Annotated in this window: 10 protein-coding genes and 1 riboswitch; of the genes, 3 read left to right on the forward strand and 7 right to left on the reverse strand. The window is 29.0% G+C overall.

Going from position 1 to position 13,446, the window contains the following annotated elements; genetic code table 11:
- Positions 1–165: 165 nt before the first annotated feature.
- A complete protein-coding gene (locus tag CSGHG_RS23095; RefSeq protein ID WP_155844737.1) occupies positions 166–306 on the reverse strand; it encodes a hypothetical protein in 141 nt (46 codons plus the stop codon).
- Between the two features lie 412 nt (positions 307–718).
- Between CSGHG_RS23095 and CSGHG_RS06555 the strand changes: the two genes are divergently transcribed.
- Positions 719–2,803, forward strand: coding sequence for a methyl-accepting chemotaxis protein (locus CSGHG_RS06555; protein ID WP_010293606.1), 2,085 nt, complete (start codon positions 719–721; stop codon positions 2,801–2,803).
- A 55-nt stretch (positions 2,804–2,858) separates the two neighbouring features.
- Here the strand turns inward: CSGHG_RS06555 and CSGHG_RS22560 are convergent, their stop codons facing one another.
- From CSGHG_RS22560 to yedE, 3 genes are read right to left on the reverse strand one after another with little or no spacing between them, the layout of a single operon-like run.
- On the reverse strand, positions 2,859–3,059 hold the full coding sequence (locus CSGHG_RS22560; protein ID WP_081496271.1) for a putative Se/S carrier-like protein: 201 nt from the start codon (positions 3,057–3,059) through the stop codon (positions 2,859–2,861).
- Positions 3,060–3,099: 40 nt separating this feature from the next.
- A complete protein-coding gene (locus tag CSGHG_RS06560; RefSeq protein WP_010293608.1) occupies positions 3,100–3,306 on the reverse strand; it encodes a sulfurtransferase TusA family protein in 207 nt (68 codons plus the stop codon).
- On the reverse strand, positions 3,299–4,393 hold the full coding sequence (yedE, locus tag CSGHG_RS06565) for a YedE family putative selenium transporter (protein ID WP_010293610.1): 1,095 nt from the start codon (positions 4,391–4,393) through the stop codon (positions 3,299–3,301). Before yedE ends, CSGHG_RS06560 begins: the two co-directional genes overlap by 8 nt.
- A 143-nt stretch (positions 4,394–4,536) precedes the next feature.
- On the opposite strand from yedE, the gene CSGHG_RS06570 reads away from it, so the two are divergent.
- Together CSGHG_RS06570 and CSGHG_RS06575 are read left to right on the forward strand one after the other, a co-directional pair.
- Positions 4,537–5,688 (forward strand): aminotransferase class V-fold PLP-dependent enzyme, encoded by a 1,152-nt coding sequence (locus CSGHG_RS06570; RefSeq protein ID WP_010293611.1) that lies wholly within the window; start codon positions 4,537–4,539, stop codon positions 5,686–5,688.
- An 806-nt stretch (positions 5,689–6,494) separates the two neighbouring features.
- The gene (locus tag CSGHG_RS06575; RefSeq protein WP_010293614.1) at positions 6,495–6,911 is read left to right on the forward strand and encodes a hypothetical protein; all 417 of its coding nucleotides are present in this window, start codon (positions 6,495–6,497) and stop codon (positions 6,909–6,911) included.
- 79 nt (positions 6,912–6,990) lie between these two features.
- On the opposite strand, the gene gltA is transcribed toward CSGHG_RS06575, so the two are convergent.
- From gltA to CSGHG_RS06590, 3 genes are all read right to left on the reverse strand, one after another.
- Entirely contained in the window at positions 6,991–8,382 is a 1,392-nt protein-coding gene (gene gltA / locus CSGHG_RS06580; protein WP_010293615.1) for an NADPH-dependent glutamate synthase, read from the reverse strand.
- Complete coding sequence (locus CSGHG_RS06585; RefSeq protein WP_010293617.1) at positions 8,382–9,230, reverse strand: sulfide/dihydroorotate dehydrogenase-like FAD/NAD-binding protein; 849 nt, start codon at positions 9,228–9,230, stop codon at positions 8,382–8,384. Before CSGHG_RS06585 ends, gltA begins: the two co-directional genes overlap by 1 nt.
- Before the next feature lie 226 nt (positions 9,231–9,456).
- Positions 9,457–9,579: riboswitch (glycine riboswitch) on the reverse strand.
- A gap of 630 nt (positions 9,580–10,209) precedes the next feature.
- Positions 10,210–11,376: an iron-containing alcohol dehydrogenase gene (locus CSGHG_RS06590; RefSeq protein ID WP_010293618.1), complete on the reverse strand. Its 1,167-nt coding sequence runs from the start codon at positions 11,374–11,376 to the stop codon at positions 10,210–10,212.
- Between the last annotated feature and the right edge of the window lie 2,070 nt (positions 11,377–13,446).

A 13,446-nucleotide genomic window follows, 5' to 3' on the forward strand; every position in this document is an offset into this window, starting at 1 on the left:
ATATAATGTTCTTAATCCTTATTTTTTATTTTATCACCATAACAAAACAAACAAAGAACCTGTCCTTCTTGTTACGGTTCTACACTTTGTTACTAACCTTTGTTCAGTCTTATATAGTGACTTTAAAAATTTAATTAAGCATTTATCTATAGCAAAGTAAAACTCCTAAGTAAGATATTTTTCTAAGTATAGCTCTATAACAAATGGGATAGGCACGGTAAACTTATTTTCTTCGCTAACACTTGATGCTCTTCTAACTTTAATACTTCTATCTAAAAATTCAAAGCCAATCCCTAACAATTTCAAAGAAAGTGGTTACCACTTTCGTCCTAACCTCTTAACTGTTAACTATTAACTATTTAAGGGATTGGCTAGCTTTTCTTACTTATGGTAAGTTACTCTCTATTTTATGGGTATAAACCATTCGTGCCTGTCCTATTTGTTACGGCTGTAAAACCTGAATCTAACTTTGTTTAATTTAATATCACAAACCTAGAATTTACTCCCTCTAAATTCTAAGAAACTGGTAGTCCAGTTTCCTTCCAAATTCTTAACTCTTAATTCCTAACTTTTTAAAATAAATGTAATTCTATTTTTTTACTTTTAGTCATGTATTTTAAATTATTTTTATTTACTTGTATTTATGTTAAAATTATCAAGAAAAGATTTTTTCAAACGATAATTAATACTAAATAATATTTTAGGTAGGTGAATGAATATGAAGAAATTATCAAGAGATAGTATAAAAGTTAAACTTATTTCATCGTTTTTATTTCTAATTTTGATATTAATGATTTTGGTAAATAGTATAGTTTATTTCATTATATCTGATGAAACGAAAGTTAGTTTCACAAAATCAACAACTGATCACTTAGATTTAGTTGATACATATTTAAATGGGTATATTGATGAGGTCAAAAACAATGTTAAGATGCTTTCTAATTCTGAACTAGTTGCAAATATAGATTCAAGAATAACCTCATACATAGACAAAAAAGGAACAAATGGCTTAGTTGAAATGACTCCTTTAAAAAATAATTCTTATGAAGCAACTCTATATAAGGAATTTGAAAACATAACTAAAACTCATGAAGGGTTTGAAAATGTTAATATAGGAGTGGCTGAAAATGGTGGCTATTTACAATATCCTGCTTCATCTAGAAAGGAAGGCTATGATCCAAGAACAAGAGATTGGTATAAAGCCGCTCTTTCAAATCCAGATGAAGTTGCAGTTACAGATGTATATACTACTTCTGCTGGAGATATTGTTGTATCTGTTATTTCTGCAATAAAAGATGCAAATAGTAAAATTAAAGGTGTTGTAGGAATAGATGTTAAACTTAATAATATGTCTGCTCTTATAAATAATATAAAATTAGGAGAAAGCGGTTATATCGTTCCTGTTGATAAAAATGGAACTATTCTAGCCCATCCTAAAGACACTTCATTAATAAGTAAAAAGTTAGACGACTTAAAAATCAACGGTTTAAGCGATATTAATAATTTACCTACAAAATTAATTGATACTAAAATGGATGATGGTAAAAACTATTCAGTTGGTATATATAAATCAAAAAATAGTAGCTTAAATTGGAATTATGTATATTTAATTGAAACAAGTGAGTTTTCAAAAACCGCTAATCATATAGGAATGATTATAATTGGACTAGTCATCCTAACTATAATAATTGCTATTCTATTATGTTTTAATATAGCAAATAGGATAACTAAACCTATACTTTATTTTGAAAAACACTTAGGAACAATTGGACAAGGTGATTTTACTAAACCGATTCCTGAAATATACTTAAAAAATAAATCTGAAATAGGTGGAATTGCAAATTCTATTAACACAATGCAAGAATCTATAAAATCTATGATTTCTAGTGTTAAAGATAATTCTAAAACAATTGATATGGAAACTGGCAAATTATTTTCATCAGCTGAGGCCATAGCTGCTTCTTCTAGTGATGTTGCCTATTCCATTAATGACATTGCAAAAGGAACTACTAACCAAGCTGAAGAACTTATAGAAATTGCAAGCACTTTAAAAAACTTTGGTTCTGAAGTTCAAGGAATTGTTGAAGCCATATTTGATATAAATGAAAATTCTAAGGATATCAGCAGTATAGCTAGTAATAGTAGTGATAAAATGCATCAATTAGATGTTTCAGTTAATGATATAAGTAAAAGTTTTAAAAACTTTTCTACTGACATAGCTTCCTTAGGTGCAAATGTAAAAAAAGTTAATGAAATAACTAATTTAATAAACAACATAGCAGATCAAACTAGTTTACTTGCACTTAACGCAGCAATTGAAGCTGCGCGTGCTGGTGAAAGTGGAAAAGGATTTGCCGTTGTAGCAGATGAAATTAGACAACTAGCTGATCAAAGTAAACATTCTGCTGAAGATATAAATAAAATTATTTGTGGCATATCTAAAGAAACTGAAGTGATTGTAGAAAATACTGATATAATGGATGATGAATTAAATAATCAAACTGAAGTTATTCATTCAACTATAGAAGTATTCAATAGCATAATTCAGGCCATAAATATAGTGCTTCCTAAAGTTAATGATGTAAGCAAATCATCAGATAAAATTAATGATGGAAAAAACAGTATCTTAACTATGGTAGAAAATACATCTGCAGTTTCTGAAGAAGTTTGTGCATCAGCTGAAGAAATATCAGCAGCTTCTGAGGAAGCAAGTGCAGTAACTACTGAGGTATCAAAAGCTACTGAAAAACTAAGAACAATGACAAATAATATGCTAAAAAAAGTAGATGAATTTAAAATATAGTATACCTTAATCAAAAACAAAGCTATTTTAACAATTGTTAAAATAGCTTTATTTTTTAGATATCAAAGTCTTTAAATAGTTCATAACCTTTTTCTTTTACTTTGAAAATTTTTTCTATATCTTCATCATAAATTTTTTCTATATTTTTTTCGTATAAAAATTTTACCCCTATTCCACAATTAGAACTTAACTTTCTTGGTACAGGTAATGCTTCATTTTCTATATTGTTTTTTGTTAGATATCTTTTAAATTTTATTGCTCCTGAGTGGGTAAAAAAAAGTTGCTAAGTAATTCATTTATTTTTTTGCCTCTATCATAAATTCTTCATTATCTTCTTTTACTGAAACATTATATCCTGAATTTTTCATAAATCTTTGTACATTATTACACGCTGTAGTATTGTCTACTAATACTACAATTCCATCTTTATTTTCTTCTAAAGCTTTTTTAGTCATTAATACTGGTTGAGGACAAGATACTCCTCTTGCATCTACTTTAATCAACAGAAACTCCCCCTTTTATATCTTTATCAGATTTAACTTTAACATCCTTTGCCATACTAAAATATGATATTGCACCTAATGCTACTAAACATAATATTACAGCAATTTGTCCAGTTGGAGTTGGTCCTTTTGGTGATGATGCAAGTTTAAAGTTGTGGCAAAATGCAGCTCCAACAAACATTCCTAAAACAGTTATAACTGAATCAACGTTACCTTCACCAGAAAGAACTAATTGTCTCATTGGGCATCCCCCTAAAAGAACTGAACCCCAACCTGCAACTACCATGCCTAAGAAGTTCCAAATCCAATCTGTATGAGCTACTGGCTGATTTGCAAATCCTGGAGTGAAAAATCCAAAGGCTAGATTTCCTAAAAATGCAGCTATTAACATAGCTAAAAATCCTAATAATAAGTATGAGTCTTTAAATAAAATCATATCTCTTATTCCACCAACCATACAAAGTCTAGTTTTTTGACAAATAATTCCAACAACTAATCCTACTGCCAAAGCAATCCATATTGGTGAATGTTGAGAACCTGGACCTTCTTTAGAAAATATTAATAAGCTTGAACCTGCAGCTAACATAATAAATAGTCCTATATTTATTATTGGGAATACATATCCCTCTAGTTTAGTTTGCTTATAATTTCTTTTTAAAGTAAATCCTCTATTTAAGAAGTATATTCCTACTATAATTCCAACAGCAAAACCAATTATTCCAAATATAGCATTAAAATCTCCACCTGCTAGTCTTAGTACCATTCTTGTTGGACATCCAAGGAACATTAACGCTCCTATCATAACCATTGCACCTAAAATAAACCTTAGAAATGGCGAAGAACCTCCCTTAGTAGAAAATTCTTTATTAACTAAAGCTATACCAAATGCACCAAGTACCATTCCAATTATTTCTGGTCTCACATACTGTACTATTTCTGCCTTATGTAGTCCTAATCCACCAGAAATATCTCTTATAAAACATGCAATACAAATCCCCATGTTTTTTGGATTACCACAATAAACTGAAAGTACTCCTAAAATACCAATTATTGCACCACCTAAAATAATTCCTCTTTTTTCTTTCATAGTTTACTCATCCCCCTTTTTTTGATAATATTTTACATGTATTGAACATCATGTTAATTCTAACAAATATTCCATAATATATTAAATTTAAATGGCTAATAGATAATATCTATCTATTATTTTTATAAATAAGGAGGTTTCTTATGAGAAAAATATACTTAGATAATGGAGCAACATCTTTTCCTAAAGCTCCTGATGTTGCAAATGCAATTTCAAATTATATAACTAATATAGGTTGCAATATAAATAGAGGCGCTTACTTTGATGCCTTAGAAGCAGAAGATACTGTTTTTGAGACTCGTGAATTATTATGTGACCTTTTTAACTTTAATAAATGTGAAAATGTGATTTTTACACCTAGTATAACTTATAGTTTAAACATGATATTAAAAGGCATGCTAAAAAATAAAGACCATATTATTATTTCATCAATGGAACATAATGCAGTAATGCGCCCCCTTTCATCACTAGAGAATGATGGAGTTACTTTTTCTAAAGTTCAATGTAATAGTTTAGGCTATTTGAATGCTGTAGATATTGAAAATGCTATAACACATAATACTAAAGCAGTAGTGATTACTCATGCCTCTAATGTATGTGGTTACGTACTACCATTAAAAGATATTGGTTCTATATGTAAAAAACATAATTTAATTTTTATAGTAGATTCTGCTCAAAGTGCTGGAACTTTAAATATAGATATGATGGATTTAAATATAGATGTTCTTTGTTTTACTGGACATAAAGGATTATTAGGTCCACAAGGTATTGGAGGTTTTTTAATAAAGGAAAATATTGTACCTTTAGTTAAACCAATTATAGAAGGCGGGACTGGAAGTCTATCAGAATTAGAAGTACAACCTACATATATGCCTGACAAATTTGAAAGTGGAACATCAAATATTCCTGGTATATTTGGGCTTAATGCTTCACTAAAGTATTTGAATAAAATAGGAGTTAATTCTATTTATGAAAAAGAATTAGAACTTACAAAAACTTTTATTGAAGGAATAAAAAATATAGATGCTAATTTATTATTAGGTAGCGATTCTACTGATAATAGAACTGCTGTAGTTTCTCTTGATTTCAAAGAATTGGATAACGGCATTATTTGTCACAGATTAAATAAAGAATATGGAATTTCAACTAGAAGTGGACTTCACTGTGCCCCATCAGCACATAAAACACTTGGAACATTTCCAGATGGAACTGTGAGATTTAGCTTTGGACACTTTAATACTGTTGAAGATATAAAATACACATTAAATGCTATAAATAATATTTTATTAAAATAAATCTTTTGCCAAGAATCTATATACTAAATTTCTAAAATTAGTCAATTCAATTACATTTTTCCCTAATTTTATTTTCATTGTTGATTAATGTAACTTTGTAACTGTTAGTAACTTTGTTTTTGACAATAATTATCCACAAATAAGCGAAACTATTCACAATAAATTGTGAATAGTTTGAATTTTATGCCCATAGCCTGTGTATTACTTGATAAATTCACAGTTATATAATAAAATAATAGTTGTATTTTGTAGAATTTTGAGTGTTTTATAGTTTTATTTATTCAAATTATCTACAAAATCTACATTTAATTCCATATGTAATTTTCATCCTTGTTAATAAAGTGTATTAGTTATGGACTTATCCACAGGCTTAGTTTAAATTTTCAAAAAATTATCAACATTTTATATACATACCTGTGTATAATGTGATTACATATTTTTGTATTTTATGTTTTTTATATTTTTTTAATTATATAAGGTTCCAAATCAAAATTATAACTTATATAGTTGCAAAGTTATAATTTTAAAATTAAATGAAAACATATATTTATACTTTACTTTTCTCTGTTAAAATTAAAGTTTTTTAAATATAGAGTTCCAAATTAAATTTTAAACTTATTCATTTATCAAATGAGAAAACTCAAATTAACATTTTATCAATAACTAACAGATTTTTTAGTTAAGAGTGAATAGTGACCAGCTGTATTTATTTTTCTTAATTGATAACAAAAATTTAATGTATAAATTTAAGTTGGAGCTTGTTTCCATATATATATTACTATTATTATTAAACGGTGGTGTTTTTTATGATTAAAGCGTTGCAAAATAAAAATTTATCTTATGATGAATACATATATACTCTAAAAAAAATAATAGAAAATATAAATAGTGGTTCCGGTTTAGTTGGTTTATGTGAAGAAATGGGCAATAAGGATGTTATTGATGATTTTAATAGTCATCCTATAAATACAGGTGACTTAAAAGCAAGAGATCCTAAAATTCAGCCTTGTCCTATGGATTTAAGATTAAAAGATGGTAAAGAACATAAATCCTATACTGGTTGTTTCTATCATTGTGGTTATAAAGAGTATTTAAATTTAACTAAAGAAGAGCAAATCAATCTAATAGAGGATTTAATATCAAAAAAAACAGAACTCAAATTGAGTTCTGTTTTTTTTGAAACAAAATTAAATAATAAATGTTTAAACAATGAAACTTTTTAAATTTTTTTATATGTAAACTCATATCCTCCTAAAAATTAGGAGGATATGAATCCATACCTTATTTAGTTGAAGAAATTTTTTAGTTTTCTTCTAAATCTTTTATCATTGCAGCAGCAGCTTTTTTACCAGCTTCCATAGCAAGGATAACTGTTGCAGCTCCTGTTACAGCATCTCCACCAGCGTATACTCTAGCTTTTGAAGTTTTTCCTGTTTCTTCATCAGCTACGATACATTTCCATTTATTTACGTCTAATCCTTCTGTTGTTGAAGGTATTAATGGGTTTGGAGATGTTCCTAATGACATTATTACAGTGTCACAATCTATAACAAATTCTGAACCTGGCACTTCTACTGGTCTTCTTCTTCCAGATGCATCAGCTTCTCCAAGTTCCATTCTTATGCATTTCATTCCTTTAACCCAACCAGTTTCATCTCCTAAGATTTCAACTGGATTAACTAGAAGGTCAAAGATAATGCCTTCTTCTTTAGCGTGATGTACTTCTTCAGCTCTTGCTGGAAGTTCTGATTCACTTCTTCTATATACTATATGAGTTTCTGAACCTAATCTTAATGCTGTTCTAGCAGCATCCATAGCAACGTTTCCGCCACCTACAACACAAACTCTTTTTCCTGATTTTATTGGTGTTGGTGAATCTTCTTTGAAAGCTTTCATTAAGTTGTTTCTTGTTAAGAATTCATTTGCAGATACAACTCCGTTTAAGTTTTCTCCGTTAATTCCCATGAATTTTGGAAGACCAGCACCTGAACCTATAAATATAGCTTCAAATTTTTCGTCTCTTATTAATTCATCTATAGTAACAGTTTTTCCTACTATTACATTTGTCTCTATTTTAACTCCTAATTTTCTTAGGTTATTTATTTCATGCTTAACAACTGTTTCTTTTGGTAATCTGAATTCAGGAATTCCATAAACTAAAACTCCACCTGGTTCATGTAATGCTTCAAATACAGTTACATCATAACCAGCTTTAGCCATTTCACCTGCAGCAGTTATTCCAGCAGGGCCTGAACCTATAACTGCAACTTTTTTACTATTTTTAGCTTTAGTTTCTGAAAGATCTACATCATGTTCTCTTGACCAATCAGCAACAAATCTTTCAAGCTTACCAATTGCAACAGCTTCTCCTTTTATTCCAAGTACACATTTGCTTTCACATTGTAGTTCTTGAGGACAAACTCTACCACAAACAGCTGGTAGTGCAGTATATCTATTTAATATTTTTGCAGCTTCTTCAAAGTTTTTTTCTGCAACTTCATGTATAAATGAAGGTATATCTATTGATACTGGACATTTACTAACACATGGTTTATTTTTGCAGTTTAAGCATCTTGATGCTTCTTTTACCGCTTCTTCTTCATTATATCCTAAACAAACTTCTTTAAAATTTTTAGCTCTTGCTTTTGCATCTTGCTCTGATATTGGAGTTCTTTTCATTCTATCTACTGCCATTACTTGTTACCTCCTAATCTACAGCTTTTTTCAGCTTCTTCTGCTTTATACATTCCAGATCTTTTTAATGCCTCATCAAAATCTACCTTATGTCCATCAAATTCTGGTCCTTCAACACAAGCAAATCTAGTTTTTCCATCAACAGTAATTCTGCAAGCTCCACACATTCCAGTTCCATCTACCATTATTGGGTTCATGCTTACTATTGTTGGTATATTTAATTTTTCTGTTAACTTACATACAAATTTCATCATTATCATTGGTCCTATTGACACAACTAAATCATATTTTTTACCACCATTTACTAACTCTTCTAATTGATTAGTAACCATTCCTTTAAATCCATATGATCCATCATCTGTACAAGTATAAACATTACCTGCAACAGTTTTCATTTGATCTTCTAGGATTACCATGTCTTTATTTTTGAATCCCATTATTACATCAGCACTTACACCATGCTCATGTAACCATTTTACTTGTGGATAAACTGGAGCTGAACCAACTCCCCCTGATATAAATAGTATGTTCTTTTTCTTTAGTTCTTCTATGTCTTCATGTAGTAATTCTGATTCCATTCCTAATGGTCCAACAAAGTCGTGAAGATAGTCGCCTTCATTAAGCTTTTCTAAATCCTTAGTAGAACATCCTATAGTTTGTACAACTATTGTAACTGTTCCTTTGTCTGTGTTTGTATCACAAACTGTTAATGGAACTCTCTCACCATTCTCATCATTTCTTATAATTACAAATTGACCAGGTTTAGCGGATTTAGCAACTCTTGGTGCTTCTATATTCATTAAGAATATATTTTCTGCTAAATCTTTTTTTTCTGCTATTTTGTACATATCCACTTCCTCCAAACTCAAAATAATATTGTTTGTCCACCTTATTATTTTTTCACTAATTAAATTTATAATTTATATAAATTGTTTTAAAACAAGTTTTAACTTATATAAAGTTCCAAGTTGACTTTTAAAATTATAAACTACAAAACTTGGAGCTTGTTTCCCTACACTTATCTAATAATAAATAAAAAAAAGGGACCCTGTAAATAGACACAACAATAAAGAGCTATTTACACCTGTCCTTTTATCTGAAAGTTTCCCCAAAGCTGAAAATTCGAGTTTCTTCTTCGATGCCACATAATCACATTTTCACTTTTTCCGTGCTTGTAGTCTCTCCAGGTTTATGTCCAACTATTGAGCTGTACCTGAATAGTCCATAGCATTACTATTCATTTTTCTTAATTTATATGTTAAACATTTTCATGTTTAATAAAACCAGCTTTCTTCAACAGTCTTCATTCACACCTTATTAACTTCTCAATTACTATTTTATAATCTTATATTAATATAGTCAATAACAATTAAGTATATTATTTGAATCTTTTAATTTATATATAAATTAAAACGAATTTTACCACATTCAATTATGTAATATTAAATCTTATTAAACTTTATTCTAAATCACTTGTAAAAAAATACAGTTTTGAATTTAAACTTACTTCTATTATATATATTATATTTTACTATAACACTTAAATTTGACTATTCAGTTTCAATCATAATTATTATTTTTAAATCTTTAAGATTCAGCATTCAAAATTAAATTTTACTTATAATAAACAGCTTAATTTAGTTAAGAGTTAAAAATTTATAAATCAAATTATATTATTAGGTTAAAGGAAACTCTAATGAAGTTTCCTCCTAAACTATTAACTAACTTCAATTATACTTATTTTTCTTAAATAAGTATTAAAAATTTAATGTATAAAAGTATAATAAAAATCACTGATAGTTTATCAGTGATTTTTATATTTTTTAATTAAAATTCAACGTCTACTCCATCAAATGTACATTCAAATATCTTTTTCATTTCATCTACAGATATTTCTCTTGGGTTAGATGCTGTACAAGCATCTACTACTGCATTTTCTGAAATAAAGTCTATATATTTATCAAACTCTTCTTTTTCTACTCCATATTCTTTTAATGTTAGTGGAATTTCCATTGCTTTATTTAATTGTCTTATACAATCAATTAAAGAGTTTATTAATTCTTCTTCATTACCACCAGCAAGACCTAAAGTTCTAGCTATTTTAGCATATCTTTCTCCACATGCTTTTTTATTAAATTGGATTACATATGGTAAGAATATAGCATTAGCACATCCATGTGGTATATGGAATACAGCACCTGTTTTATGTGCCATAGAGTGAGTTATTCCAAGTAATGCATTTGAAAATGCCATACCTGCTAAACATTGAGCATTATGCATTTCATCTCTTGCTTCTTTTACTCCCTCATAAGATTTTAATATGTTATCTTCTATCATTATTATAGCTTCCATTGCTAAAGGATCAGAGAAATGAGATTTATTAGTTGCAACATATGCTTCTATAGCATGAGTTAATGCATCCATTCCTGTATGAGCTACTAATTTTTTAGGCATTGTCATAGTAAGCTCAGTATCTAATATAGCAATATCTGGTGTTATATTGAAATCTGCTAATGGGTATTTTATTTTCTTTTTGTAGTCAGTTATAACTGAAAATGCTGTTACCTCTGTAGCTGTTCCGCTAGTAGATGGTATAGCAACAAATTTAGCTTTCTTTCTCAATGCTGGGATTGTAAATGGATCTTTTATATCATCAAAAGTTAATTCTGGGTGCTCATAGAATACCCACATAGCTTTAGCTGCATCTATAGGTGATCCACCGCCAACTGCAACTATCCATTCTGGTGCAAATTCTCTCATCATTTCTGCACCTTTCATAACTGTTTCTATTGATGGGTCTGGTTCAACACCTTCAAAAAGTTTAACTTCTATTTTAGCTTCTTCTAAAAAGTTTATAATTTTATCTAAGAATCCATTTTTTCTCATAGAGCTTCCGCCAGTAACAACTATAGCTTTTTTTCCTTCTAAAGTTTTTAAAACCTCTAGTGAATTTTCACCATAATATATATCTCTTGGTAAAGTAAATCTGTTCATCAAAACATCCTCCTCAATTTCTACCCATATTAATATTATTTGATATTATTTTAACGAAATTTATATTTTTATTGTACAATATTTAAAAGGTATTTTCAATATTTTCGTAATATTTTATTTAATTTATATTTTTATTTAAGTATTTATTTTCCACTTAATTACTTATATTGTAACTTTTATTGCATTTTAGATTTTTTTAGATTTTTTTAGATTTTTTTCTTGCAGTTGTTTATTTTTATAAAACAACTTCCATTTTTTAAATATGAATAATTTTTAAATAGAAGTAACATTTAAAAGTCATTCTTTTAACGATAATTCATAATTCTTAATATTCTAAAATTCTCTATTTCAACTAGGTAATCACTTCCTGCAAATTCTACATTCATCACAAGAGGAACTTTTTCAGTTAAGAGTTAATAATTAATAATTGTAGTTATTACTACTCACTTCGTTCATAGTAATTCTCAACGTTTTTTTTAATCTGCAAAAGTAAAATTCCTAAGTAATTGATTATCTAAAATTTCTACCCCATAACAAAGGGGACAGGTTCACTTGTGACTATTTTCTTCGCTTAATTGTAGATTCCACAAATGCTCTATTCCCATAACAAAATAAGCAGAAAACTAGTACCTAACTGATATGCTGCTTTGCAGCTCAAGTACTGGTTCTTTGCTTAGTAATTTATTTTATATAACCTTTTTATTGAGTTCTAAAGTTTTTTATCGTGCTACAACCAACTGAACCTGTCCTTCTTGTTACGGCTGTGAACTTTAAAAATATTACATATTTTCAATTAAAAGTTAATAGTGAATAGTTAATAGTTGCGGTTATTACTACTCGCTTTACTCCTAGTAATTCTAAACGTATCTTTAAATCTACAAAAGTAAAACTCCTAAGCAAGCAATTATCCAAGATTTTTACGCCATCACAAGTGGGACAGGTTCATTTGCGGCTATTTTATTCGTTTAAATTGTAGATTCCACAATTACTGTATTTCCATAACAAAATGAGTAAAGAACCAGTACCCTTATTTTGGTTTTAGTGAAACCTTTAAACAAACAATTAACCCTAGTACTGGCTCCATCACAAATGGGACAGGCACGATAAATTTATTTTCTTCGCTAACACGTGATGCTCTCCTAGTTTTATATTTTTCAACTAAAAAATCAAAGCCAGTCCCGAACAGCTACGTAGCAGAGCTACTTTATTTCAAAGAAAGTGGTTTTCCACTTTCATCCTGAACTATTAACTATTAATTCTTAACTCTTAACTATTTATAAGGGACTGGCTAACTTTTCTTACTTATTGTAACTAAATTTGAATAGCTACTATTTATTTTATGGGTATACACCATTCGCGCCTGTCCCATTTGTTACGGTGCTACACTTTGAATCTAGCTTTAGTTTGTTTTATATCCTAAACTCAGAATTTACCCCTTCTAATTTAAAAGAAACTGGCAGTCCGGTTTCAACCTTAACTCTTAACTTTTTAAACCCCAGTTTCATCCATTATTATCAAATGTTAAATGTTCATTGTCAATTTCCAAAGAACTACCTCAACTAAGTAAGCAACTACACCAAGTTCCACATCCATCACAAGAGGGACAGACACGTAATTGGCTACTTTACTATACTTTCAGATAGATGCTTTTGTTGATTTTAGTTTCTCTCCAATAGTACTCAAAGTCGGTCCCGAACATCTACGCAGCAAAGCTGCTATTTTAGGACCGGCTTTGATTAATTTAAATTTTATTGATGACCTTATGATTTCACTATGAAAATAATTTATGGAAACTATATTTTGCTACGCCTGTCCTTCTTGTTACGGTGCTACACCCTGAATCTAGCTCTAGTTTGTCTTATCTCCCAAACTCAAATTTTACTCTCTTTTAATTAAAAAGAAACTGGTAGTCCAGTTTCAACTAACATTGTCAATTGTCCTTTGTCCTTTGTCAATTATATAATTTGTTACGGCTGTAAATCTTGAATATAGCTCTTGTTAGATTTATTTCTTTAACTCAGAATTCATTCTCTCTAATTCAAAAGAAACTGGCAGTCCAGTTTCTTCCAC

Origin of the sequence: Clostridium senegalense JC122 (genome assembly GCF_000285575.1) — a bacterium.
Classification (GTDB): Bacteria; Bacillota; Clostridia; order Clostridiales; family Clostridiaceae; genus Clostridium_J; species Clostridium_J senegalense.

Bases quoted from the DNA above. Each gene is read 5' to 3' on its own strand.
- CSGHG_RS06590 (WP_010293618.1), bottom strand. From the start codon at position 11,376: ATGAACAGATTTACTTTACCAAGAGATATATATTATGGTGAAAATTCA.
- gltA (WP_010293615.1), bottom strand. From the start codon at position 8,382: ATGGCAGTAGATAGAATGAAAAGAACTCCAATATCAGAGCAAGATGCA.
- CSGHG_RS06555 (WP_010293606.1), top strand. From the start codon at position 719: ATGAAGAAATTATCAAGAGATAGTATAAAAGTTAAACTTATTTCATCG.
- CSGHG_RS06575 (WP_010293614.1), top strand. From the start codon at position 6,495: ATGATTAAAGCGTTGCAAAATAAAAATTTATCTTATGATGAATACATA.
- CSGHG_RS06570 (WP_010293611.1), top strand. From the start codon at position 4,537: ATGAGAAAAATATACTTAGATAATGGAGCAACATCTTTTCCTAAAGCT.
- CSGHG_RS06585 (WP_010293617.1), bottom strand. From the start codon at position 9,230: ATGTACAAAATAGCAGAAAAAAAAGATTTAGCAGAAAATATATTCTTA.
- yedE (WP_010293610.1), bottom strand. From the start codon at position 4,393: ATGAAAGAAAAAAGAGGAATTATTTTAGGTGGTGCAATAATTGGTATT.